The organism is Bacillus pseudomycoides DSM 12442 (genome assembly GCF_000161455.1).
GTDB lineage: Bacteria > Bacillota > Bacilli > Bacillales > Bacillaceae_G > Bacillus_A > Bacillus_A pseudomycoides.
The window spans coordinates 5,476,827-5,501,929 of the sequence record NZ_CM000745.1 but is presented as its reverse complement, the minus strand read 5'-3'; the positions used below and the strand labels follow the sequence as shown (position 1 = coordinate 5,501,929).

Below are 25,103 nucleotides of genomic sequence, written 5' to 3'. Positions count from 1 at the left end.
TTTTTCTTGTGCTGCTGGTGCTTTTGCCTCTGCTTTAGCAGGTGCTGCAGCTTGAGCAGGAGCAGGCGTTTCTTGTTTTTCAATAACAGGTGCTGTACCTGTTAAGAAAGGAACATGAACGTAAGCCGTTTTCCCATTATATTCGAATTGTAACCACTCATTTTGTACTTGGTTCGTTGTTTCGATCATATCGTCTTTCTTAAGCGTACCAAGAACTTCTGAGTTTGTGTTTGCTTCAGCACGTACGTTTAATACGTTTGCTGTTACGTAATAGATGCTTTTTGTAAATTCTGCGTTTACGAATGCGTCTTTACCATCTAATTTGATTTTTGACCATCCGTTTTCTGTATTTGTAACATCTAATTTATGACCATTTAATAATTTGCCTACAACTTGTGATTCAGTAGTTGGGTTCTCGCGTACATTTAATACGTCTGTTGTTACAACAGTTTCTGCTTTTGCAGAAGTAGTGAAAATCCCAAGACCAAAAACCGCTGCCGTTGCTATACCAATTAATTTTTTCATGATAGCCTCCATTGCGTTTGTTTTCGTGTCCTCATTATAGCAACAGTTTTTTTCGGAATTTGGGAAATCACACAATTACAAACCATTCGTAACAAATCATTAATACTCTGTAATATAGAAAGAAATAATAGAAAGCAGTTTTCATTCCGTGTTTTTAGGAGGTTTGATAGATATCTCTATTACTTATAGCATAGAGGATATTTTTCAACTGAGATAATAATGTTACGCAGTTATTACGATAGGGTTACTAAATGGTTACAATCCTTGAGTAATTCGTCGATTTGTGACTAAAATAGTTATATAAACATAAATAATTTGTTTGTGTATTCACAAAGAAGTGCTATATCCTTACAAAAACAACCGCATAATTGTTACAAAAAGAAAGAGCTGCTATCCGTAAATTTGGCTTTTTTCCAACTGTAACACACCTTTTTGGGGAAACACACTCCCATCCGCATCTATCTCGCACGATTTGGCGGTAGCATCTCCATTTTATAATCCGAACGGTTATATGGAGGCTCAACTGTCCATAAGAATTCTAATTGGTGAAGGCTGATTTTAGAGAGCTGAAAGAAAATCACCGCAAGAAATACTTCACTTTATCCGATTTAACATATCGGAATTAGAGTCATTTTACGAAAAAAAGAAACCTACAAAAGGGGGATTTTATGAGGAAACTGACAAAAACATTTATTGTCTCATTAACATTATGTATTGCATTTACAATTTGGGGGATTATTCCCGAATCTATAATCGGAAAAGGTAATTTAGGAAATGTGACTACTGCAATTCAAACTGCATTAGTTAGTAAATTTGGTTGGTTCTATATCATTTCTGTTTCTGTTTTCTTAGGTTTAGCTATCTTTTTAATCTTTTCAAAATATGGTTCGATCCGTTTAGGGAAAGATGATGATAAGCCTGATTATAGTTATATGACCTGGTTCGCTATGCTCTTTAGTGCCGGCATGGGAATCGGTTTGATTTTCTGGGGAGTTGCGGAACCATTAAATCATTTATACACACCGCCATTTGGAGAGAGTGCAACAGAAGAGAGTGCACGTCTTGCACTTCGTTTTTCATTCTTCCATTGGGGATTACATCCATGGGGTCTGTATGCACTTGTAGCACTTTGTATTGCTTATTTTACGTTCCGAAAAGGGAAACCAAGTACAATTAGTGCAACAGTTGGTTCTTTATTTAAGAGTGGTGAGCACGGACGGATCGCACATACGTTTGACGTGTTAGCTGTATTTGCGACAGTATTCGGTGTTGCAACTTCATTAGGACTTGGAGCAAAACAAATTGCAGGTGGCGTTAGTTACTTAACATCTATTCCAAACTCATTAACAACGCAGTTAGTTATTATTGGGGTAGTAACGGTCCTATATATGTTATCTGCACAAACAGGATTAGATAAAGGGATTAAATATTTAAGTAATATAAATATTATTTTAGCCTTTGCACTTATGGCAATCTTATTATTTGCAGGTCCAACGAACTTTATTATGAATTACTTTACTTCTACAATCGGTTCGTACATTCAAGAGTTGCCAAGTATGAGCTTCCGTTTAAGCCCATTAAATGAGGGTGGTAACCAATGGATTCAATCATGGACGATATTTTACTGGGCATGGTGGATTGCATGGTCCCCATTCGTTGGTACATTCATTGCCCGTATTTCACGTGGACGTACGATTCGTGAGTTTGTTATTGGTGTGTTGCTCGTTCCAACAATTATTGGTGCGCTTTGGTTCTCTGTATTTGGAGGAACAGGTATTCACATGGAGATGTTTGATGGAGCAAATATTTATGGACAAATTAAAGAGATGGGCACAGAAATTGGATTATTCGCTATGTTAGATCATATGGGCAGCATAGGACCAGTTTTATCTGTTCTTGCGATTTTACTGATTTCAACATTCTTTATTACTTCAGCAGACTCTGCGACATTTGTTCTTGGTATGTTAACGACAAATGGTAGTTTAAATCCACCAAATCGTATTAAACTGGTTTGGGGTCTTGTTCAAGCAGCATTGGCAGCGATTTTATTATATGTAGGTGGATTAGAGGCATTGCAAACTGCTTCGATTATCGCAGCATTCCCGTTTGTATTTGTTATCTTCTTTATGGCTGCTTCCCTATTTAAAGAATTACAGAAGGAAGTTCGTCATCACCATAAATAATAGAAGGAAAGAGCTGATTTTGAATCAGCTCTTTTTTGATAGGTTGTGCGAATTCCTATTGATTAGCAGTTGTCGCAGGTCGTCGAATGGTCGATAAGTTGTGTCGAACCGCCGATATATTGTCAAAAGTAATCCATATTTTTGACAAAAATTTGTCGGAAATGTGTTGTCACTTTTGCGTATATGTGCTATATTATTTCCTGTAAGCGATTTCAAATGGTTTTTAAGCGTATTCAAGGGGGACAACTAGAATAATGAAGCGTTACGAAAGAAAGTGGAAGCATATTTGTTTGAAACGTGTGGCACATCGTAGTGTCCAAGAAAACACGGAACCAAAGACTGAAGTGTCTAAAGAACAGCAAGAGAAGCAATTGGTTTTACAAAAATAGCAGTCACTTTTTCGTATATAAATGAAAGTAGATCGTTCGTTGGGGGATGGACGTGAAAATTACTTTCGACTAAGGGGTATTGTCCGATATATAGATTTAAAGTAAAAATAAGCACAGAGCATACGGCGCTCTGTGCTTATTTTTTTAATCAAACGTTTGTTTAATTTTGAACGAGCCGCTGCCACTTTTACTTTTTAAACCTGACTGTCTTGTCACATCCGATAATTTGTTTTTTATTTTTAGCGCGTAAGTATAGGAAGAGGCTTCTGATAAATAGGTACGTAAAGAGCTGGGCGTATGCGAAATACATTCATAAAAAAAAGCTGACCCGAAAATTCGGATCAGCTCGATTTTTATTATAAGAACATCATACCTGCAACTGCTGCATTTAAGAAGTTCGCTAGTGTACCAGCGATTACTGCTTTAATCCCTAACTGTGCAATTTGTTTACGGCGAGAAGGAGCAAGTGTCCCTGTTACACCTAATTGAATTGCGATAGAAGAGAAGTTTGCAAAGCCACAGATTGCAAATGTTAAGATCATATTTGTTTTATCAGACAGCTCTGACATGTGTGGACCTAAGTTTGCATATGCAACGAATTCGTTGATTGCAAGTTTTTGTCCGATAAAGCTAGCTGCTTGTACAGCTTCGTTTGGTGAAACACCGATTAGGATAGCAAATGGAGATAGAATATATCCAAAGATTAAATCAAGGCTAAGTTTAATATGGAACCAAGATCCAACCCATCCTAATAGGCCGTTTAATACAGCGATTAATGCGATGAACGCCATTAACATTGCTGCAACGTTAATAACAAGCTGCATACCTTCAGATGCACCGCGTGCTGCTGCATCGATAACGTTAGCATCTTCACGCTCTGTAGAAAGTTGTACATTGTTATCCGGTTTTTCTGTTTCTGGCATAATTAGTTTTGCAATTAATAAGCTTGATGGTGCTGCCATAATTGCTGCTGCTAATAAGTGCTCTAGCGGAATTCCCATTGCTGCATAACCAACAAGAACTGATCCTGCAACGGCCGTCATACCGCTTACCATAATTGTGAAGAATTCACTGTTTGTTAGACGAGTTAAGTACGGTTTAATTAAAATTGGTGCTTCTGTTTGTCCTAAGAAAACAGTTGTTACTGCATTTAAACTTTCTGCTTTAGAAGTGCCAAGAAGTTTGCTTAATGCACCACCAACGATACTAACGAACCATTGCATAATACCCAAATAATATAAAATTGCTACTAATGAACTAATAAATACAATTGGAAGTAGTGCTTGAATGACAAAAATGAATCCCCAAGGACCATCTTTATCTAATAAGTTACCAGCGACGAATTTAATTCCCTCATAAGAAAAATTGATTAAGCCTTGAACGCCGTCAGAAGCAACTTTTAAGCCAGCTTTTCCGGCATCCCATCGTAACACGATGAAAGAAAACGTAATTTGTAATGCTAGCGCAATTAAAATTGTGCGCCAATTAATAGCTTTGCGGTTGGAAGATAGTAGAAAAGCAACTGCTAAAATTCCAATCACGCCGCCAATTCCCCATAAAACATTCATGCAGTATAAATCTCCTCTCTCATAGTAAAAAAGTATACATAACAGATGTCTATACTCAACGAAAATAACATCTTAAGTAACGTATCATACCGGACATCAGAGGTCAAACGTCTATTGAAAAGTTTAAATAGAAAGAAAATTATTTAAGAAAACACATATCAATCTTATAGAGGTTAGGTTATGTTATTTTAGGGGAATATATTCATTATTATAACGTTATGAGCTGTTTTTATAGAATACAGTGTATGAAATAAGAGGAGAGAAACATATTTGTAGCAATATGAATTGAAAATATGATAAAGACTTTTCTTTTATAGGTAGGGAGAGAGCATCCGACCATGGATAGAAGCGGTCAGGGCCTTTTCTCGCCCCATGCCGAATTGAAAACAAAAGGAGAAAAAGAGAGCAGGTCACCTTTTGTTCTTCGTAGCAGCGACTTATATGTGAAAAATCAAAAAGGATTTATCCCGCATTAACGGGCAGTAATACTCCCACCTCAAAATTCGGCGAAAGCAAAGAGGTTAGGTGGGAGGTCAACTGCCCGTAAAAGCCCGATTGGTTCAGCTAATAATCAGTGGGGGATGAAGAAAACCCCCACTGATTAAAGTTTCACTTTATATAAAAAGAGTCTTCTAGTAATCTAGAAGACTCTGAAACTATGACTTAAGGTGCTTTTGTATATCCTAAGAAGTGGCTGCTCCAGTAAGAGTTATTCATTGAAACAATTTTAACTCCGTTGTCACCAGCTTGAATAAATGATCCGCCGCCAAGGTAGATACCCATATGAGAAGGACCTGGCTTATAAGTGTTTTGGAAATAGATTAAATCGCCTGGTTGTGGATTTGAAGTTTTTGGTAGACTGCTCCAATATCCTGCTACAGTTTGACGGCTAATGTTGTGACCGAATTTGTTAAATACGTGGAAAATGTAACCACTGCAGTCAACACCATTAGCAGAAGTGCCACCCCATACATATGGTACACCTTGCATTGATTTTGCATATGCAAGAATAGATGATGTATTACCACTTGTGTTGCCTGCGTTATTATTATTATTTTGGTTGTTGTTATTGTTACTGTTGTTAGGTTTATTGTCTACAGCGCCACCGACTGGTGTTTTAGATAGGAAACGAGTTCCTACATAGCCAGTGCGACCGTTGTAGTTAATTTTACTCCATCCATAATGTTCAGAAATAACTTGTACTTTTTGACCTTGTGGAAGAGCACCGATTACGCTGTAATTTGTACCTTCGCCGCTACGTACATTTAATGCTGCCGCATTAATGTAGTATTCACCAACAGATGTTTGTGGTTGCTCAGGCTGGTTTGGTTGTTCCGGTGTCGTTGTGCCACCTTTAACAAATTTCACAAATTCGCTACTTACATAGCCAGTTTTACCGTGATGATTAATTTTGTACCAACCATTTTCTACACCAGTTACATTTAATGTTTGACCGTTTAATACGCCACCAAGTACACCGTGGTATGTAGCTGGGCCTGTACGAACACGTAATGATGTTGTATTAACAACATAAGTACCGCCAGTTTGAACAGTTACATTATTATTGATTTCTTGTTGTTGATCATTACCTTGGACAACATCGTTACTAGAACCACCTTTTGTTACGTAGTCCTTGCTAAGGTAAGCAGTTTGTCCAGCATAGTTAATTTTGAACCAATCTTGAACTTCGCCAACAACTTGTACAACTTGTCCTTTATGAACAGATCCTAAAACTGTATGAGAAGCGCTAGGGCCTGTACGGACGCGAAGAGAAGATACATTTACTGTATAGTTTCCGCTTGCTGCTTGAACATTGTTGTTATTTGAAGAACCAGCGTTTGAAGAAATGCCAGATATGAATTGTCCACTAACGTAACCAGTTTTGCCGTTATGGTTAATTTTAACCCATCCGTTTTCTATGCTAATAACTTGCAATGTTTGTCCTTCATATACACGTCCCATAATGGAACTAGAAGTATTTGGGCTTGTGCGAACACGCAATACATCAGCAGTAACTTTGTTTTTGCCACCTGTGCTTACGTTTGGTGTTGTACCATTTTTTGATACGAATTGTCCACTAACGTAACCAGTTTTACCATTATGGTTAATTTTAACCCAACCGTTTTCTTCACCGATTACGTTTAATGTTTGACCCTCATATACGCGAGAGATGATGTCGTGAGAAGTGCTAGCTCCTGAACGAACGTGTAATACGTCAGCAGTAACTGTGTAGTTTGAATTGTTTTGTGGTGCAGCTTGAACAGTTTGTGTAGCAGGCTTTTGTGTATTTTCAGGGGCAGCTTGAACGCTATCTAATGTCGGGGCTGCTCCTCCTGCTACAGACACTGCCGCAAGACCGGCAAGATATTTTTTCATGTTTTGTCGATTCCTTTCTGTCTGTAATGTAGTGATGAAATATTTACCAACTGTTAAAAATTCTAAAAGGCATGTCGATTACTGTCAAGGCTTATGCGGGAATCTGAATATGTCAAAAATATTACGAAAAAAAATCAAGGTGCATGCTCCACCTTGATTTTGAACGAAAATACATACATTGTTTTATTGCGAAATTTAAAATGTTCGTGTTTAAGGTAATGAGATATTAGAAGTTGAAAAACTTTGGACAAATGTTTTTTGTAGTAGTTTGGTGATTGGCCCAACTTGACCATTTTGGATGGCAGTTCCATCAAGATGTGTCATAGGCAGCACTTCTACAGTTGTTCCTGTAAAAAAGCACTCGTCAGCGTTATAGACATCACGAATACTGAATAATTCTTCTTGAACAGGAATCTGTAGTTTATGGGCTAAGGAAAGAATATATTGACGAATAATCCCGTTTAGGATTAGGTGATTAGCAGGGTGGGTATAAAGGATCCCGTTTTTTACAAGAAAAAAGTTCGAGTGACTACCCTCTGTAACTATTCCGTTACGAACGAGAAGGGCTTCTTTACATCCTTTGCGTTCTGCTTTTGTGGCAGCCAATACATTTGGCAATAAATTTAAGGATTTAATATCACAGCGGAGCCAACGTGTATCAGGTTCTGATATGGCACGTATTCCGTATTCAATCCATAAAGCGGGTCGTTCTTTTTTTGAGATATAAGCATAAATCGTTGGGGTTACATCAAAAGAGAATGCGTGCGCACGATGCTGTACTCCTCGAGAAACTTGCAGGTAGATGGTACCATCTTCTTGGAAGTTATTATTTTCGAGTAATTTGTAAAGTAGTGTAATGAGTTCTGCTTTAGAGAAAGGTAGTGTTAGTTCTATTTCATCCATTGAACGGTATAACCGAGTTAAATGTGGATCTAATAAGTGGATGTTTCCTTTATAAATACGAATTACTTCATAGACACCATCTCCAAATTGTAAACCACGTTCTTCTAATTGTATGTACGGTTGTTTGTTATTTGTATCAATAATTGTGTCATTCCATAATACAAATCTTTCGTATGCCATTTTACTTCCCATCCTTTCTTAATTGTTTTAATGATGAGTGGTGAGAGCCCGTATGGAAACGCCAATTTATTGTATTTCGCATATACAAATTCGCAAATGAGAAATGAGAATCCTGCTTTTTAGAAATAAAAAAAGCAACATTCATATAGAACGTTGCTTGTAACAATGTTGCATAAGGAGGGTAGCTTGTTTCATAGGGATATTGTCTTGGTATAGCTTAGAAAGGTGACCAGTAAACCAAACGGCTTTACTAAGACAATGGATGTTACTTCCCGGTAACGTCAGGAAAATTGTTACAAAAATGATACTATTATTCCCCATGAGGAATGAACAGAATACTGTTTACAAATTCTATTATAGAGATGTTTCATGAATTTTATGTAAATATTTGGTGAAGATTGTGTAATTTTATCATACTAATGTAGAGAAAAAGACGCTGAGATTACTCAGCGCCTTTTTTGTCTTCTTTAATAATTGTTTTTACTTCGCCCGTTTTAATTTTGTTGCTTTCGGAGAAGCGAAGTAAGTCTCCCTCAATGAGTTTATCAGACATGTGCAGTTCATTTTGTGCCCGATCAATCATCGCTTGAGCTTCTTCTTTCGGTACTTCTACAATTTCGCCTGTTTCGCGGTTATAGAATGTATTGTTTGTATATATATATTGTTCTGTTATAAAACTTCCATCACGAAGAACAACGAATGATTTATAATCTGGTGAGAATACATCATGACCGAAGCTAATGTCATTGCTTGAATCAACACCAAGTAAGTTTAGAATTGTTGGTTTAATATCAATTTCACCTGTTGGTTTTGAAATTGTTTTACCTTCTTTTTGACCTGGAACGTGAATGAACATTGGTGTACGTTGTAAGTTCATATGATCAAATGTTGTAATTTCTTCTTTTCCTAAGAATTGTGCCATCGCACGGTTATGGTTTTCAGAAATACCATAGTGGTCACCGTAGAATACGATAACCGAGTTATCATAAATACCTTCTGCTTTTAGACGTTCAATAAAGTTTTTCAGTGCTTCGTCTAAGTAACGAGCTGTTACCATGTAACGGTCAAATACACCATCACCAGAGTTGTAAGGTTCGATTAATTTTGTACCGTCATCATAAGTAAATGGATAGTGGTTGGTTAAACTAAGGAAGCGAGTATAGAATGGCTTCTTCACTTGTTTTAACATATCCACGGATTGATTAAAGTACTCAATATCTTTTAATCCCCAGTTTAACTTTGTTTCTGGTGTGATTTTGTAGTCAAGTTCGTTATAGTAACGGTCGTAACCAAGTGCAGGATACATGATGTTACGGTTCCAGAATGTTGCGTTGTTCGCGTGGAATACAGCTGTGTAATACCCTTGCTGACGCAGGATTTCTGGTGTTGCAGTATATTCGTTATTACCATGTGTAAAGAATACAGCACCTCGGTCTAACGGATATAGTGATGTATCTACTAAGAATTCAGCATCCGATGTTTTTCCTTGTCCAGTTTGGTGGAAGAAGTTATCGAAGTAATAGCTTTCTTTTGTAAATTGGTTTAAGAATGGTGTAACTTCTTGACCATTTACTGTCGCACCAATTAAGAATGTTTGCAAGGATTCAAGAGAAACGACGATTACGTTTTTCCCTTTCGCAACGCCAAACATATTTGGATCTGGTTTCTCTTTGAGTGTCTTCACATAGTTTTCTGTTTCTTGTAATTTGCTACCATCAGCAAATGCTTTTTGTGAACTTGATTTCGCTTGTAAGCCAAGATCATATAATTGGTGAGTATATAAACCTAAGTTTTTTACGAGCATAACACGGTCAAATGAACGCGTTAATAGTTCCGGACGCTCAGTCTCTGCAAGACCTAAGTTTGCGAAGAAAATAGCAACCGTTGATACGAAGTATAAAGAACGCATTGGACGTGACACACGCTCCGTTTTTGCAAAGTCTTTCTTCTTTTTTAATAAAACGAAGAAAAGAATAATATCAGCAAATGCAACAATGATTTTGTAGTTGAGTAGTTCTTTTACACTAGAACCTAACTGTCCAAAGTTGGACGTTTGCCCAAGTACCGGTAAAGTAACGAAATCATTGTAGAATCCGTAGAACATTACGTTACCAACAAGAACGATTGTTAAAACAAAATCAATTCCAAGTGCTATATAATTACGTTTTTTTCCTTTTGCGAATAATGCAAGACCCACAAGCAGTAATGATGTTGCCAATGGACTAATGAATAAGATAAATTCTTGCATGAAAGATTCAAGTTTCAAATCAAAGCTCGTACGCGTTATGATGTAAGTTTTTAGCCATAAGGCCAAAGCGACGAACAAAGTAAAACGCACATTATGAAATTGTGATTTTAAAGATTCCTTCATCCATTTCCACCCTTTCTCTATCAGGCTTGGTCGATTTTTGAGAGAAAAATGCTAAAATAAAAAATACATAGTTTTCTTGGCCATGAGCAGGGTTTTCTATATCACCCATATACGACTTTAACTATGCATACCCTTTTGGTTTCCTGCCATTTCTTTTGTTGATCCATAAGCATAACGTCATTTCTGTATTATACAACAAAATTCAATTCTTAGAAACACTATAACATTTTACAGTTTTTGTATTTTCGTTGTTGCTGCCAGAGAAAACTTTAACATTGGTTTATATGCTCGTCAACTAGAAAATATAACAAAGATAAAAGAGAATGTTAAGAGAAATAGAACATTTTATATTGAGAAATATTGATAGGAAATATATAAACCCTTTCTTTTTAGATGGGAGAGAGCGTCCGGCTGAGCATGGAAGCGGTCAGGTCCTTTTTTCGCCCCATGCCGAATTTAAAACAAAGGGAGAAGGAGAGAGCAGGTCCATTTTGTATGCAAAGCAATTTATAAGTGAAAGAACAAAAAGAGTGATTTAGCAAAATTTTGATTGGTGATGGAAATTTTAATGTATACCCCCCTCTTTTTAGGTGGGAGAGAGCGTCCGGCTGAGCATAGAAGCGGTCAGGCCCTTTTTTCGCCCCATGATGAGTTTAAAACAAAGGGAGGAGAAGAGAGCAGGTCTTCTTTTGTTCCCGAAGCCGTGATTTATATGTGAAAAATTTTATTATAATTAGAGTAAATAGCGGGAAATAATTGCGAACACTTGTTCTTTTTGGTGTTGTCTGTTACAATAAGTTTTCATCGATCGGTTATGTGTATATTTGATGAGCTTTTTATTGACTAATGAGGCTAGTTTTTTCTTTTTGAAGGCACATCTACTTTTGCGTATAGTGAAAAAACAAAATATGGGGGCTCTTTATATGGAACGAAAATTTTCAGTTGAAGCGTTTTGGAATAAAGTGAAACATGTAGCGAAACAAGCGGGACAATCGGTTATTTATGCAAGTTTATTGCTGTTTTACGTTATGCAAAGACCGGATGTTCCAAAACGAGTAAAGGCAACCATTATCGGAGCACTTGCTTACTTTATTGCGCCAATTGATGCGATTCCGGATTTTATAGCTGGAATTGGTTATACGGATGATTTAGGGGCATTAACAGCTGCACTTTTGCAAGCATCCATGTATGTAAATGAAGATGTAAAAGAAAAAGCGCAGATGAAATTAGCGGATTGGTTTGGTTCGGATATAGACACATCGTTTATCGATCAAAAATTAGATCAATAGCTGAGAACTGTCATGTGCTGGCAGGGCAAACATAAGCGAGGAAGTGTACTATGCCATCAGGAAAAACACATACGAAAATAAACTTACTTTCTCTTCCGATTGTTTTATTTATGCTTGTTTCGTATGGATTAACAAATTTTGATTTTTTACTCACTTTTGCGATAGGCTTTTTAATCGGCACGTTTTTCTTAACACCAGATTTGGATATTCATAGTAACGCCTATAATAAATGGGGATTACTTCGTATTTTTTGGTATCCGTATCAATGTGTGATGCCGCATCGTTCTTTTTTAACGCATACGCTTGTAATCGGTGATCTCATTCGTATATTGTATATGCTTCTTGTCTTTTCTCCATTCCTATACATAGTAAATAAAATGGTGCTAGACGGAAGGTTACTTGAGATTGCAAAGGAACATGATGTTGCTTTAACGACATTTGTAATTGGAGTTATCGCTGCGAGTGCACTCCATATTATAGCGGATCGATTGAATACGCGCCGGAAAAAGCTTATGAGAAAAAAGAAGAAAAGAAGAAGAAGGTAGGGCACTTGCGAATTGCGAGTGCTTTTTCTTTTTTAGTTGTGCTGAACGAGGCATAAGGCTTTTAATCAAACGTTTGTTTAAAGTGAAATACGCCAGAGTGACAGTCTTTTCTTTTGTTAATCAAACGTTTGTTTAAAATAATGAGGGAAGAATGAAACTTACTTTTTTCCTATTTATAGAAAGTGCAATTAAACGAAAAAATGGAAAAAATAATCAGAAAAATCTTTTTAAAATAAAAATGGTATGGTAAAGTATAAATACAATAATTGAAAACGTTTTCTTAAACGTTTTTTATTTTGGACTTAAAGGTATGATGACCGGATAGTCTATTGATAGGATTATAAGGATTTTAAAACAGGGGATTACAGAAAGGGAGAGGACAATGGGCACATGGACACAAGTTTACGATCCGTTCGGTAACATTTGGATTTCCGCAGCGGTAGCACTTATTCCAATTATCTTTTTTTTCTTGGCTTTAGCAGTCTTTCGTATGAAGGGCTATGTAGCAGGACTTATTACAGTTGTATTAACAATTTTAGTTGCGCTATTTGCGTATAAAATGCCGTTTGCAATGGCGATGGCAGCAACCGGATATGGCTTTGCATACGGGTTATGGCCAATTGCATGGATTATTGTGATGTCGGTATTTTTATATAAAATTTCTGTCAAAACAGGACAGTTTGATGTGATTCGTGCATCGGTACTATCGATTACGAATGACCATCGTTTACTCGTTATTTTAATTGGCTTTTCATTTGGCGCATTTTTGGAAGGAGCAGCAGGATTCGGTGCACCGGTAGCAATTACAGCAGCGCTTCTTGCTGGTCTTGGTTTAAATCCGTTATATGCAGCAGGACTTTGCTTAATTGCAAATACAGCACCGGTAGCGTTCGGAGCGATGGGAATTCCAATTACAGTTGCGGGGCAAGTAACGGGTATTGATCCCCACAAAATTGGACAAATGGCTGGACACCAATTGCCGTTTTTATCATTGTTTGTTCCATTCTTTATCGTATTTTTAATGGATGGCTTCAAAGGTATAAAACAAACATGGCCTGCATTACTTGTAGCAGGTAGTTCCTTTGCAATTACGCAATTTATTACAGCAACGTTTTTAGGACCAGAACTTCCAGATATTACATCAGCACTTGTCAGCTTAGTATGTTTAGCATTATTCCTAAAAGTATGGCAGCCGAAAGAAATCTATCAATCTAATCAAGCAAATGCTGAAGCGGCAGCAACAACGACGGCTGCATCCATGCCGAAATTAACAGTAGGAAAAGTTGTAAAGGCTTGGTCACCATTTATTATTTTGACAGTGATGGTTGTTATTTGGAGTCAAAGTTTCTTTAAAGCATTATTTGCTCCAGGTGGGACGTTAGAAAGTCTTGTCTTTAAGTTTCAAATTCCAGGTCTGCACAATTTAGTCATGAAGGCAGAGCCAATTGTAAATAAACCAACGCCTTATGAGGCAGTATTCAAACTTGATATTTTATCAGCAACTGGAACAGCAATTTTAATCGCTTGTATCATTTCTATCATTATTTTAAAAATGAGTGCAAAACAAGCTATAGAAACATTTGCAGAAACGTTACAAGAATTAAAAATGCCAATTCTATCTATCGGTTTAGTATTAGGATTCGCATTCATCGCAAACTATTCTGGTTTATCCTCAACACTCGCGTTAGCATTAGCAGGAACAGGTGGATTATTCCCATTCTTCTCACCATTCCTTGGCTGGCTCGGTGTATTCTTAACAGGATCAGATACATCGGCAAACGCGCTATTCTCCAATTTGCAAGCTATTACAGCACAGCAAGTTGGTGTGAAAGAAGTATTGCTTGTTGCTGCAAATACAACAGGTGGTGTAACGGGTAAAATGATTTCTCCGCAATCGATTGCGATCGCGTGTGCAGCAGTAGGTCTCGCTGGAAAAGAATCTGACTTATTCCGCTTCACAGTAAAACATAGTATATTCTTTGTAGTTATTGTTGGTATTATGACATATGTACAAGCTTATTATTTAACGTGGATGATACCTTAAGTAGATAGCCACCAACTTAACACAAACAAGCCAGGTGCTGAAAGTACCTGGCTTGTTTATGCCTAAAATGATACATACACTTAACCCGATGGTTACGCACGGCATGAAAGACTATTCATCCTCGAATAAATACCCTTCCAAGTTTATTGATCCCTCTATAAATAAGTATGCTGATGAAAAGAATAAAAATTGCAAAGAATTCTTCGCCTGCGTCCTCATCTTTCCAGTGAACTTCAAACAGCCAACCGATTCCGTAATTTGCAGTAATCCAGATAGAAAATAATGTCCAAAAATGCATCCAACTTCCCCAAAACAGAGCAGAAAAGAAGGCTATAATTGACGAGCCTCCAAACCAGAGGACAAAAATGATACATATTGCGAAAAACGTAAATCGGAAGATAGATCCCAAACAACCCATTATAATTTCACTCCTGATCTAAACTTTACTTTACATATGTGAATAAATAATATGACTAACTTTTTAGGTGTTCTGATTTTAGCTGAACATGGGTAAGTTTTGACCCCCACCTCAAAATTCAGTGGAAACAAAGAAGTTAGGTGGGAGATGAACTGCCTGTAAAAGCCCGATTGGTCGGGTTAATAATCAGTGGTTCAATAGGGAGTATCGACTAGCAGATAAAAAACGACATGTAAAAATTGTACTTCATGCCTTTGCATTTTTCTGATTATCGTGTATGATGGGAAAGTATTGAAAATTAAATCAGTGATAAACTAGGGGTGCCCAAGAGAAGCGTGGGCTGAGAGAGAAGTGCGAGAACTTCTTAACCCTCTGGACCTGATCTGGCTCGTACCAGCGTAGGGAAGTTAACGGCTTTACATAACTATGTCTTTATGAGCCAGGTCCTTGTTTTACTATGGACCTGGCTCTTTTTATTTTGGCATGCGCTGGTCACTAGTTCTTGTCCTTTTCACAAGTAAAGCGAAAGCGGCTCGGTCAGAATGGGAGGGGATGGAGCTTCAGCTGAAGAGGCGAAGCCACCGATCATTCTAGCTGCTGAAGCGGGAATCGAATTGCCCAGAAGGTGGCCCGAGATTCTGAGCAAGTTCGATTTGCCTGAAATGATAAAGGGGAGGAAACACAAATTATGAAGCAATCTGTTTCAGCTGAGCAAATTGAATTGAAGTCGAGTTTACCAGGAAGTCAGAAAGTCTATGTGGATGGCCCGCGTGAAGGTATGAAAGTACCAATGCGTGAGATTGAGCAAAGTGATACAAACGGTGTACCAAATCCGCCGATTCGCGTGTATGATACAAGTGGTCCGTACACAGACCCTGAGTACAAAGTAGAGCTGGAAAAAGGAATTCCAACACCTCGCCGTGCTTGGAGTGTTGACCGTGGAGATGTAGAAGAGTATGAAGGACGTGAAATTAAACCGGAAGATGATGGCGTGAAGGCTGCTTCTCAGCATACACCTGTGTTCCCGCAGATGGATCGTAAACCACTTCGTGCAAAAAAGGGCGCAAATGTAACGCAAATGCACTATGCACGTAACGGTATCATTACATCTGAGATGGAATATGTTGCGATTCGTGAAGGTGTAGAGCCTGAGTTTGTTCGTAAAGAAATCGCAGAAGGACGTGCGATTTTACCAGCAAACATTAACCACCCAGAAGCAGAACCGATGATTATCGGACGCAATTTCCACGTGAAAGTAAATGCGAATATCGGTAACTCTGCAGTTTCTTCTTCTATCGCGGAAGAAGTAGAGAAGATGACATGGGCAACGCGCTGGGGTGCAGATACAATTATGGACCTATCAACAGGGAAAAATATTCATACGACTCGTGAATGGATTATTCGTAATGCTCCTGTACCAGTTGGAACAGTGCCGATTTATCAAGCGCTAGAAAAAGTAAATGGTATTGCTGAAGATTTAACTTGGGAAGTATACCGTGACACGTTAATTGAACAAGCGGAGCAAGGTGTGGATTACTTTACAATTCATGCAGGTGTACTACTTCGTTACATTCCAATTACAGCAAAACGTACGACAGGAATTGTTTCGCGCGGTGGTTCTATTATGGCGCAGTGGTGTTTATTCCATCATAAAGAAAACTTCTTATACACTCACTTTGAAGAAATTTGTGAAATTATGAAACAATATGATGTTTCCTTCTCTCTTGGAGATGGATTACGTCCAGGTTCGATTGCAGATGCGAATGATGAAGCGCAATTCTCTGAGCTTGAAACGCTTGGTGAGTTAACAAAAATTGCTTGGAAGCATGATGTTCAAGTTATGATTGAAGGACCAGGGCATGTACCAATGCATTTAATTAAAGAAAATATGGATAAAGAACTTGATATTTGCCAAGGCGCACCATTTTATACACTTGGACCTTTAACAACGGATATTGCACCGGGGTATGATCATATTACATCGGCGATTGGTGCAGCGATGATTGGCTGGTTTGGTACAGCAATGCTTTGTTATGTAACACCGAAAGAGCATTTAGGCTTACCGAACAAAGATGACGTTCGTGAAGGGGTTATTACGTATAAAATTGCGGCGCATGCGGCTGATCTTGCGAAAGGACACAAAACAGCGCAGCAACGTGATGATGCTCTTTCAAAAGCGCGTTTTGAATTCCGCTGGCGCGATCAATTTAACTTATCGTTAGATCCTGAACGGGCAATGGATTTCCACGATGAAACATTACCAGCAGAAGGAGCAAAAACAGCTCATTTCTGTTCCATGTGTGGTCCGAAGTTCTGTAGTATGAGAATTTCACATGACATTCGTGAATATGCAAAAGAAAATGATTTAGAAACAACAGAAGCAATTGAAAAAGGCATGAAAGAGAAATCAGAAGAATTTAAAGAAGCTGGTAGTCACTTATATCAATAATTGGATTTGAGATGGGGGTACGAATGCCCACAAATAGTGGGGGATATGTACGGCTTCCGAACACCTTTTAACTTGATTGATCACGTGTATCTAATTTAAATATAGAAGAAGCCTCCTTTGCTAAGACGGTAGCAAAGGAGGCTATTGTTTTTTAGAGGGAGAAGAAAAGTTGTACCCAGTAGAATAAGAGGAATAATGTTACGATTGTTGAGAGTGGGATGACGATAAGGGATACGCTTAAATAATCTTTCCACTTCACTTTAATTTTATTTTGTTTTAGGATGTACATCCAAATGAGGGAAGCAAGTGTACCGATTGGTAATAATAACGATCCCATGTCACTACCGATAATATTTGCAAGATAAATTGTTTTTAGAGTGACTGGATCGAGTCCCATCTCGGTTAATGTAATGGTACCAATCATTAATGCGGGGTGATTATTAAAGACGTTGGAGAGAAGTGAAACCAATCCACCCATTGTAAAGCTTGCGTATAGTAGATGCTGGTTAACAATCGGTTCGAGCCACTTTACAAGAAACGTTGTTAATCCTGCATTGTGAAGCCCGTAAATAATAACATACATGGAGAATGCGAAGATCAAAATGTGCCACGGTGTCTTTTTTAAGATATCGACAGGGTTTGTACGTAAATAGTACCATCTCCATACAAGGAGAACGAGTGAACCGAGTACAGCTACAATTTCAATTGGTATGGATAGGAAGGAAGCGACGAAGAGAAGACAGCGCATAAGGAATACGAAAAGTAATACCTTTAACATAAATTTTGTCCGTTTTTGTTTTGTATCAACGGAATTTTTTCCTTTTAGAGGATGGAAATTTTTTGTGAAGAAGATTTCTTCAATATCATAAGAAGAAACTGGTAATTTTTTAGGTAGTTTTCTCTTTAAAACAGTGTACATGAGCCATGACATAAATAGTAGTCCTAGTGTTGCAGGTACGAACATCATTGCAGTGTGCATATAAAGTGTCATGTGTACGATATTTAATGCGATTAAGTTTACGATATTACTTACACCAATTGGTGCACTTGAAGCAGTAGCAATTAAAGCACCACTTAGTAAATACGGAATTTGTTGGTGTGGTTTTAATTGAAGGTTTTTGAGAAGTAAAATTAAAATTGGAGTTGTAATTAAGATGCTGCCATCGTTGTTAAATAAAAGAGTCATGAGGAAGCATAGTAATTGAATATACCAGTATAAACGGTGACCAGAACCTTTTGCTAGATTTGCCAGTTTTGCAGCCGCCCAATGGAAGAAGCCGAAGCTTTCTAATATAACGGCCATAACGATGGTTGCTAAGATAGTTATGGAGGCGCCTCCTATTTTACTAATAATATCCATAACATCCGGTTTTGATACAAGTCCTGTAAGGAGAATGATACCGGCACCAATTGCAGCGGGCCATGCTTCATTCAATCCCCGTGGTCGCCAAAAAATGATGATCATGGTTAAGAAGAAGACGACGATTGTAATCAATATTTCAGTACTCATTGTTAGCCTACCTTTCTTTTTTACTTGAGCAAATAGATTTGAGCTTGTCTCAAGTGTATACAGCATTATATTCAAAAAAAAATAAGAAGAACTAGGCATGTACCTGAATCTAGTGAATATGTGTATTTGATGTTAAAAGGCAAATATAGATACGAGAGAGATAACTAGTGCTTTTTGATAGAGAGAAGAACCTATATAAATACAAATTGAAAAAACGATTTAAAACCTATTTTTCAGATGGGAGAGAGCGTCCGCCCGAGCATAGAAGCGGTCAGGTCCTGCCCCATGCCGAGTGAAAACAAAAGGGGAGAACGAGTGGGAATCTTCTTTTGTTTTCATAGCCGCGACTTAGTATGAAGGAAAAACAAAATGGATATATATATGGTGTTTTTGTTTGTAAAGATGTAGAAATTATTTAGGGAGTCATTATTATAAAGAGAAGCTACTCTAGACATTTTAGTAAATGTTTGGAGTAGCTTCTCTTTAAATCGTTATTTTTCTTTGAGGAACGTTCGATCCTTTAAGAATAAATTCCAGAAGAAGATAAAGCCTGGAAGCAAGATCGCGATGCCGATTGCATAGAGGATGAGCAGCGCATAGAATGTTTCTTTCGTTGTAAAGCTTGTAAAGACAGTAACGTCCGGATAAATGATATACGGTAAATGCGCGACGCCGTAAGCGTAGCTAGCAAAGGCATATTGTGCAACAACTGCTAAAACAGCGATGCGAGGCCAGCCGAGTGAATCGTATTTTTTATTTGTCCACCAAAGGGAAGAATACCCGATTACAAATAAAAGAATGGAGACTGTGAACCATGGAAACTGCTTAATTAATCCTTGCATGAGCCAATGTGTTTCTGGTTCCATAACAACCAGGGCGATAATGGCTGTAACGAGCGTCGCCGGACCAAGTACGATGGCGTTTCGTCTGTAGAGTCGATACGTATCCTCTGAGCGCTGCTCTCTTGCAAAGTCAGCTAGAAAAAGAGAGGATAGGAACAACTCTGAAGTTAACCCAAATAACATATACCAATAGATTACAGGGCTTGATAGAAGTTTCCCGTATAATAGCACTTCTTTTCCACTAGAGGTCGTAATATAAGCACCTTCTGTTACTGGCAAAACTGTAATTAATAAGGCTGGAATTAAGAGCCCTGTAATACCAGAAATAAAGCGCAAGATATGCTCATACTTCGGTACGGAATATGCAAAAACCATGAATGTGCTACGAATGGCAACGAGAACTAAAATTAATGTCACCGGTACAAACATCACTGTTGCGAGTGTAAAAGCTGCTTTCGGAAAGAAGCCAAGAAATGCGACAACGACAAAGACGAGAAATGTATTCGTTACTTCCCATGTTGGTGATAAATAACGATTGGCAAGCTTTCCGGCTAGTGTCGGGTGCTTTGCGTATACCATGCCCCAAAATCCGGCTCCAAAATCAATGGAACCTAAAATGCTGTATACGAAGATGATGGCCCATAAGATGATAATCGCAATACTTGCCTCATGCACGAGGATCTCCTCCTTGCTGCCCTAGATCATTTTTTAATGGATGTCTTCTAAAGAACGTTCGTAGTACGAAAATCGTTAAAGCGCCAAGACCGATATACAAAATGATGAATAAAATAAATAAAGGCCCGACGAAATCAGCGCGCGTAGCAGCATCCATTGTGCGCTGCATCCCATAAATCGTCCAAGGTTGACGACCGCTACAACTGAAAACCCATCCAAATTCAATGCCGAGCATCATAATCGGTCCGCACGCAGCAGTGGCCCATAGAAGCCATTTTGGTAATTCTGCTCCTTTTTTTCGATAGATAAAGTACCAATATACAAGAGCGATTGCTGCTACAGCAAAAGTGAATGCAGCTGTACCAACCATTAAATTAAAGAACGTATGGGTATAAAATGGCGGCCACGTTTCTTGTGGAAATTCATTTAACCCCTTTACAACGGTATTAGGATTAAATCCAACTAACATACTTAGCATATTTGGGATTTCGAGGGCGTAGTTCAGTTCAAGAGTTTCAGGATCGACAACTCCGCCAATGGACAAAGGAGCATGTGATGTCGTTTCAAATAAAGCTTCTGCAGATGCTAATTTTTCCGGAGAATGTTCATGCAAAGCAATTGCCGATTCATGTCCAGAAAGCCACATCGTAGCACCTGTAATAAATGTAACGACAAGGCCTAAAAATAATCCTTTTTTATGATAAGCGATTTCTCTTGCACCCAGATTTCGTCTTAATAATTTAAACCCAGCGATAGAAGCAATGACTGCCGCTCCTGTTGCATAAGCCGTAATGACAACGTGAAGGGAGCTTGTGAAAAAGCTTGGATTAAAGAATGCTTTCCACGGGTCAACGTTAAAAACAGAGCCATCAGGATTCATAGAAAAGCCTGCCGGTGTATTCATCCATGTGTTTGCTGAGGTAATTAATACGGCAGATGCAGTGGCACCAAGCATGACAAAAAAGAGTGAGATTAATCTCATAAATGGTGGTAATTTATCTGCTGCATATACATAAATGGACATAAATAAAGCTTCTAAGAAGAAGGCGAAAATCTCAATCTGAAATGGAACAGAAATCACTTGACCGACAATTTTGGCGAATCCGGGCCAAAGAAGTGAAATTTGTACACCGACGATTGTTCCAGTAGGGATTGCGACACCAAGAAGGATGGCGAAAGCCTTTGTCCACCTTTTTGCCATAACGGCGTAATCAGAATCCTTTCTCCAGTGATATAATACTTCGCTTATAAAAATCATTAAAGATAGTCCGATTCCAAGTGTTGCAAAAATGATGTGGAATGCTAGTGATGACCCAAAAAAAGCCCGTGACAATGTAACAGTATCCATAATTCTACTCCTCTTCATTTTTGCCATTATTTTCTGATCGGATTGGAAAATTTATTCAAAAAAATGCCAAAAATATATATGTATTTTAAAAAGTGGATATGATATTATGATTTTGAAATCTTCAGAAAATAAAGAGAAGAATATTTTATTTGTGTTTTAGAACAAAATCTTTTATAATGCTTATGCGAACGTTAGTTCTATCTAAGGGGTTTTATTTGTAGAAGGACAAGCTAGAGTTTAACAGAATGTGGAAGTTTACGTAAAACGGAGGGGATGTTTGTATGTATCCTGAAGTCATTAGAAAAATGGCGTTTTCGAAAGAGCATAAAGATTTGTTATTAAAGTTATATAATAAAGAAATTACACGGCGTGAATATGATCACCTTGTGCAATTATTGTATCGCCCTACAAAAGAGGCTAATTAACGTGTGTAAAGGATAGAAAAGTAAGAGACAATCTAAAGGATTGTCTTTTTAATGTTTTCGTATGCTCTACTAAGATTACGGTTAGTCTTATTATAGAGGTGAGAAAAAGTGCGGAAACGTTTGTATATATGGATTGCGTTAACTTTATTTATGGTTTTAGGTGGAATTGTTTTTTGGACTGCACTACAAGGAAATCGAACAGAATATTTTATTATGAGACATATGATGAACGAGAATGGGACGCTCGCAACATATCGCATAGCTGATTCAAAGGTAGGAACGAACGAGGCTACCGGCCGTGAAGCATTATCAGAATCATCAGGGCTATGGTTACAATATACGCTTGATATGGACGATCAATCATTGTTTGATGAACAAGTAAAGGTGATCCAAAATTATTTTATACATCCAGTCCATATTGTTTTATGGAAGATTTCTGAAACAGGAGAAAGACAGGCTGGTACGAATGCTCTCATTGATGATCTCCGCATCATCGAACAGCTATATCGTGCTTATGACATGTATAAAGAAGAGCGGTATAAGCATCTTGCGGATCAAGTGAGTGATGCTGTACTACGTTATAATAAGAAGAAGAAAATCTATGTTGACTATTATGACGCAGATAAGGGCATGCAAAATAACATATTAACGACATCTTACATAAATCCAAGTGCATTCTCTTATATGAAAAAGTACGGAAAAATTTCAGAAACGCAGTATCAGGAAGCTATTCAATTTTTAGCGGATTATCCAAGACGTGGCTGGGCATTCCCGAAAGAATACAAAGAGGATGGTACATTTACATATGAAAACCGGGTGAATCTCATTGATCAATCGTATGTTGCTTACCATCGTAGTTTAGGCGGAATTTCCTCCGAAGCATATTTAGAGTTTATTAAAAAGGTATTCCGCAAAGATGGGAAGTTATACGGTCGCTATGATTTAGAAACAGGAAAACCAGTAGTAGATTTTGAATCACCAGCAGCATATGGGCTAACGATTTTATATGTATTACAAGTAGGAGATAAAAAATTTGCCCAAGAATTGTATGAGCGCATGAGTGAATTTCGGAATGACAATGTATTCAGCAGGTTTTATGGTGGATATGTGACTGGAAAAGAGAACAACACGCATATTTTTGATAATGTGTTGCCGCTATTAGCTGAGACGGAATTGAAAATGGATAAGAAGTAAAATGAAACTTTAATCAGTGGGGAGCTTTATTCCCCACTGATTATGATCCTTCACCAATCGGGATATTACTGCCGGTTACTGCGGGATAAAAATGTCACTGAAAAGTGGCATTTTTATTTTGGAGATTTTTTAAGTACGTGGTGATGAAATGCTCGAGAAATAGTGAATAACGAATTGACGGAACTTCTGAGCTGTTGATGATAAGTAACGCCTTTTTGACCAACTTAATCCAATAGTTCGTTGGCACCTTGGTTCAATAATGCGGAGCTTGTTTGATGAAAGATTAGAATTTCGTAACAAAGTTAGGTTAGGGACAAATGCAAATTTTAATTTTATTATGTTATTTAGTTGTTGCTGGTGGAATTGCTTGGATTACAAGTCACATACAGCATAAAGAAACTTCTGCAGAGCAGGTTTCTTCCTAAAAAGAAGCTGTCCAAAAAATCTTTTTGGACAGCTTCTTTTACTTTTTACTTCTTAATAATGGCAGTAAAGGCAGGAGCGTTGGCCATTTTAATACAGGCGTGGGAGAAGGTCCTGTAATCCATGTATGGAATGGAATCGTGCTACATATAACCATTGTGATGATAGAGAATGTTGCCGTTAGAAGAAATAGTAATAGACTATATAGAATTGTATTTGCCTGTATTGTAAATAGAGATAGTAATTTCGTAATTAGCTGTAAAAAGAAAAAGTGTGCTAAATAGGCTCCGTACGTGTAGTTTCCGATAAAGCGTAATGTTTTATATAAAGCACCTCGCCGCTGTACAATCATGATAGATAGTACGTATAGTATTAAAATTTCACATACAATGTACAGAAACATGGATGGCTTTAAATAGGTAGATACAGTAAGGTGAATGGAATCTACACCATAAAAGCTAAATAGTTCATAGTTGATGAATAAGAATAGAATAAAAAACAAGATTGTTATAAGTGGTATGTGTTTCATTACAAATAAGCGCCAAGCTTGAAGTGCTACAGCAGCGATTCCTCCCATGACAAAGTAAAATGAATAGAAGAAGAAGGAACGATCTGTATAATGCAAAACAGTTGATTGAGTTAGCACTTCACCGTTAAAAATATAGTGAGAAGAATACCACATTAAGAGAAAATAAATGCTAGCGAAAGCGGCCATGTATCGGTATATATCTTGCTGATTTTGTGTTCTTTTTTTAAACCAATAAAATAAGGTGCATAATAAGGGAAACAGCAAATGGATTTGGAACATCATAATGACATACCAAAGATGAGGCGCAGCTGTTCCGAGCAATAGGCTTTTTATCCCGCTTTGCACTGTAACGACTTGGTTTGTTGTCAATAAGTACACGACGGACCAGAAGAAGTAAGGAGCAAGCAAGTGAGCTGTTTTTTCATAGATGTATTCTGTATAGACCATTTGTTTTGTGTATTGCTGAATTAAATGAAATCCAACAATGAAGATGAATGCAGGTGCTGAAAATTTTGCGAGATTAAATAGCATTCCCATAATGAGAGATTGTTCTAGTAGAATATGTCCTTGATTCATTGTATATAGTAAGGAACTTTGCAAAACAACAGCAAGGAACGCAATGCTTTGCAAAACTTTAAACTCTGGGGCGCTGTGTGTCATAGTTTCCATCTCCTTTTCCATACATGATTATAGTACGAAGGAGAGGAAAGGGCTATGGAAACTTTGTGAAAGTTATAACAAATTTGTGGGTATAGTCTGATTAATTTGTAGTTATAAAACAAACTTGTAACATCAAAGAAGAAGCTAGAGTGAATATCTAGCTTCTTCTCAATTTAAGATAATTCATACATCAATGGAATAGGATCCATGATGCATGAATATATTAACCAATTGTATTAGAGATTCTATCAGGTGGC

18 protein-coding genes, 1 pseudogene and 1 riboswitch are annotated in these 25,103 nt (G+C 37.7%); of the genes and pseudogenes, 8 read left to right on the top strand and 11 right to left on the bottom strand.

From position 1 onward, the window contains the following. Positions 1-525: SH3 domain-containing protein (locus BPMYX0001_RS27805; RefSeq protein WP_033799503.1), on the bottom strand; the 525-nt coding region annotated here is incomplete at its 3' end. 668 nt (positions 526-1,193) lie between these two features. Here BPMYX0001_RS27805 and opuD point away from each other — a divergent pair. After that, entirely contained in the window at positions 1,194-2,708 is a 1,515-nt protein-coding gene (gene opuD / locus BPMYX0001_RS27800; RefSeq protein ID WP_006097495.1) for a glycine betaine transporter OpuD, read from the top strand. 254 nt (positions 2,709-2,962) lie between these two features. After that, positions 2,963-3,097, top strand: coding sequence for a hypothetical protein (locus BPMYX0001_RS34645; protein WP_003205060.1), 135 nt, complete (start codon positions 2,963-2,965; stop codon positions 3,095-3,097). Between the two features lie 356 nt (positions 3,098-3,453). Here BPMYX0001_RS34645 and BPMYX0001_RS27795 read toward each other — a convergent pair whose 3' ends face one another. The 4 genes from BPMYX0001_RS27795 to BPMYX0001_RS27780 all read right to left on the bottom strand — a co-directional run bounded on the left by BPMYX0001_RS27795 (position 3,454) and on the right by BPMYX0001_RS27780 (position 10,495). Beyond that, positions 3,454-4,665, bottom strand: coding sequence for a NupC/NupG family nucleoside CNT transporter (locus BPMYX0001_RS27795; RefSeq protein WP_006097494.1), 1,212 nt, complete (start codon positions 4,663-4,665; stop codon positions 3,454-3,456). 663 nt (positions 4,666-5,328) lie between these two features. Next, positions 5,329-7,041, bottom strand: coding sequence for a C40 family peptidase (locus tag BPMYX0001_RS27790; RefSeq protein WP_006097493.1), 1,713 nt, complete (start codon positions 7,039-7,041; stop codon positions 5,329-5,331). Positions 7,042-7,251: 210 nt separating this feature from the next. Beyond that, positions 7,252-8,136 carry a D-amino-acid transaminase gene (locus BPMYX0001_RS27785; RefSeq protein ID WP_006097492.1) on the bottom strand — a complete coding sequence of 295 codons (885 nt, stop codon included), beginning with the start codon at positions 8,134-8,136 and terminating at the stop codon, positions 7,252-7,254. Positions 8,137-8,566: 430 nt separating this feature from the next. Beyond that, the gene (locus BPMYX0001_RS27780; RefSeq protein WP_018781256.1) at positions 8,567-10,495 is read right to left on the bottom strand and encodes an LTA synthase family protein; all 1,929 of its coding nucleotides are present in this window, start codon (positions 10,493-10,495) and stop codon (positions 8,567-8,569) included. Between the two features lie 923 nt (positions 10,496-11,418). Here BPMYX0001_RS27780 and BPMYX0001_RS27770 point away from each other — a divergent pair. The 3 genes from BPMYX0001_RS27770 (at position 11,419) to BPMYX0001_RS27760 (ending at position 14,373) form a co-directional block, all read left to right on the top strand. Further along, on the top strand, positions 11,419-11,784 hold the full coding sequence (locus tag BPMYX0001_RS27770) for a YkvA family protein (RefSeq protein WP_016112579.1): 366 nt from the start codon (positions 11,419-11,421) through the stop codon (positions 11,782-11,784). Positions 11,785-11,834: 50 nt separating this feature from the next. After that, positions 11,835-12,329: a metal-binding protein gene (locus tag BPMYX0001_RS27765; RefSeq protein WP_003209033.1), complete on the top strand. Its 495-nt coding sequence runs from the start codon at positions 11,835-11,837 to the stop codon at positions 12,327-12,329. 382 nt (positions 12,330-12,711) lie between these two features. Then, the gene (locus BPMYX0001_RS27760) at positions 12,712-14,373 is read left to right on the top strand and encodes a lactate permease LctP family transporter (protein ID WP_006097488.1); all 1,662 of its coding nucleotides are present in this window, start codon (positions 12,712-12,714) and stop codon (positions 14,371-14,373) included. Positions 14,374-14,488: 115 nt separating this feature from the next. Here the strand turns inward: BPMYX0001_RS27760 and BPMYX0001_RS27755 are convergent, their stop codons facing one another. Next, positions 14,489-14,671: a hypothetical protein gene (locus tag BPMYX0001_RS27755; protein ID WP_003205080.1), complete on the bottom strand. Its 183-nt coding sequence runs from the start codon at positions 14,669-14,671 to the stop codon at positions 14,489-14,491. A 426-nt stretch (positions 14,672-15,097) separates the two neighbouring features. Further along, positions 15,098-15,213, top strand: a riboswitch (TPP riboswitch). Positions 15,214-15,479: 266 nt separating this feature from the next. Between BPMYX0001_RS27755 and thiC the strand changes: the two genes are divergently transcribed. After that, positions 15,480-17,240, top strand: coding sequence for a phosphomethylpyrimidine synthase ThiC (gene thiC / locus BPMYX0001_RS27750; protein WP_006097487.1), 1,761 nt, complete (start codon positions 15,480-15,482; stop codon positions 17,238-17,240). A 151-nt stretch (positions 17,241-17,391) separates the two neighbouring features. On the opposite strand, the gene BPMYX0001_RS27745 is transcribed toward thiC, so the two are convergent. From BPMYX0001_RS27745 to BPMYX0001_RS27735, 3 genes are all read right to left on the bottom strand, one after another. Further along, positions 17,392-18,750 carry an arsenic transporter gene (locus tag BPMYX0001_RS27745; RefSeq protein ID WP_018781262.1) on the bottom strand — a complete coding sequence of 453 codons (1,359 nt, stop codon included), beginning with the start codon at positions 18,748-18,750 and terminating at the stop codon, positions 17,392-17,394. Between the two features lie 491 nt (positions 18,751-19,241). Further along, entirely contained in the window at positions 19,242-20,267 is a 1,026-nt protein-coding gene (locus BPMYX0001_RS27740) for a cytochrome d ubiquinol oxidase subunit II (RefSeq protein WP_018765147.1), read from the bottom strand. After that, a complete protein-coding gene (locus BPMYX0001_RS27735; RefSeq protein WP_033799502.1) occupies positions 20,260-21,615 on the bottom strand; it encodes a cytochrome ubiquinol oxidase subunit I in 1,356 nt (451 codons plus the stop codon). The genes BPMYX0001_RS27740 and BPMYX0001_RS27735 overlap by 8 nt, the downstream gene beginning before the upstream one ends. A gap of 281 nt (positions 21,616-21,896) precedes the next feature. On the opposite strand from BPMYX0001_RS27735, the gene BPMYX0001_RS33475 reads away from it, so the two are divergent. Next, positions 21,897-22,040, top strand: coding sequence for a hypothetical protein (locus BPMYX0001_RS33475; RefSeq protein ID WP_003205090.1), 144 nt, complete (start codon positions 21,897-21,899; stop codon positions 22,038-22,040). A 108-nt stretch (positions 22,041-22,148) separates the two neighbouring features. Beyond that, positions 22,149-23,234, top strand: coding sequence for a hypothetical protein (locus tag BPMYX0001_RS27730; RefSeq protein ID WP_006097483.1), 1,086 nt, complete (start codon positions 22,149-22,151; stop codon positions 23,232-23,234). A gap of 129 nt (positions 23,235-23,363) precedes the next feature. On the opposite strand, the pseudogene BPMYX0001_RS31760 reads toward BPMYX0001_RS27730, so the two are convergent. Beyond that, positions 23,364-23,570, bottom strand: a pseudogene (locus BPMYX0001_RS31760) (LysR family transcriptional regulator); the annotation flags it as partial. Between the two features lie 127 nt (positions 23,571-23,697). Beyond that, positions 23,698-24,867, bottom strand: a complete 1,170-nt coding sequence (locus BPMYX0001_RS27725; protein WP_003205094.1) for an acyltransferase family protein — start codon at positions 24,865-24,867, stop codon at positions 23,698-23,700. Between the last annotated feature and the right edge of the window lie 236 nt (positions 24,868-25,103).

Excerpts from the sequence above, each read along its gene's own strand:
- BPMYX0001_RS27745 (WP_018781262.1), bottom strand. The coding sequence starts at position 18,750 with ATGAGTACTGAAATATTGATTACAATCGTCGTCTTCTTCTTAACCATG.
- BPMYX0001_RS27760 (WP_006097488.1), top strand. The coding sequence starts at position 12,712 with ATGGGCACATGGACACAAGTTTACGATCCGTTCGGTAACATTTGGATT.
- opuD (WP_006097495.1), top strand. The coding sequence starts at position 1,194 with ATGAGGAAACTGACAAAAACATTTATTGTCTCATTAACATTATGTATT.
- BPMYX0001_RS27770 (WP_016112579.1), top strand. The coding sequence starts at position 11,419 with ATGGAACGAAAATTTTCAGTTGAAGCGTTTTGGAATAAAGTGAAACAT.
- BPMYX0001_RS27780 (WP_018781256.1), bottom strand. The coding sequence starts at position 10,495 with ATGAAGGAATCTTTAAAATCACAATTTCATAATGTGCGTTTTACTTTG.
- BPMYX0001_RS33475 (WP_003205090.1), top strand. The coding sequence starts at position 21,897 with ATGTATCCTGAAGTCATTAGAAAAATGGCGTTTTCGAAAGAGCATAAA.
- BPMYX0001_RS27735 (WP_033799502.1), bottom strand. The coding sequence starts at position 21,615 with ATGGATACTGTTACATTGTCACGGGCTTTTTTTGGGTCATCACTAGCA.
- BPMYX0001_RS27790 (WP_006097493.1), bottom strand. The coding sequence starts at position 7,041 with ATGAAAAAATATCTTGCCGGTCTTGCGGCAGTGTCTGTAGCAGGAGGA.
- BPMYX0001_RS27785 (WP_006097492.1), bottom strand. The coding sequence starts at position 8,136 with ATGGGAAGTAAAATGGCATACGAAAGATTTGTATTATGGAATGACACA.
- thiC (WP_006097487.1), top strand. The coding sequence starts at position 15,480 with ATGAAGCAATCTGTTTCAGCTGAGCAAATTGAATTGAAGTCGAGTTTA.
- BPMYX0001_RS27725 (WP_003205094.1), bottom strand. The coding sequence starts at position 24,867 with ATGGAAAAGGAGATGGAAACTATGACACACAGCGCCCCAGAGTTTAAA.
- BPMYX0001_RS27765 (WP_003209033.1), top strand. The coding sequence starts at position 11,835 with ATGCCATCAGGAAAAACACATACGAAAATAAACTTACTTTCTCTTCCG.
- BPMYX0001_RS27755 (WP_003205080.1), bottom strand. The coding sequence starts at position 14,671 with ATGCATTTTTGGACATTATTTTCTATCTGGATTACTGCAAATTACGGA.
- BPMYX0001_RS34645 (WP_003205060.1), top strand. The coding sequence starts at position 2,963 with ATGAAGCGTTACGAAAGAAAGTGGAAGCATATTTGTTTGAAACGTGTG.
- BPMYX0001_RS27795 (WP_006097494.1), bottom strand. The coding sequence starts at position 4,665 with ATGAATGTTTTATGGGGAATTGGCGGCGTGATTGGAATTTTAGCAGTT.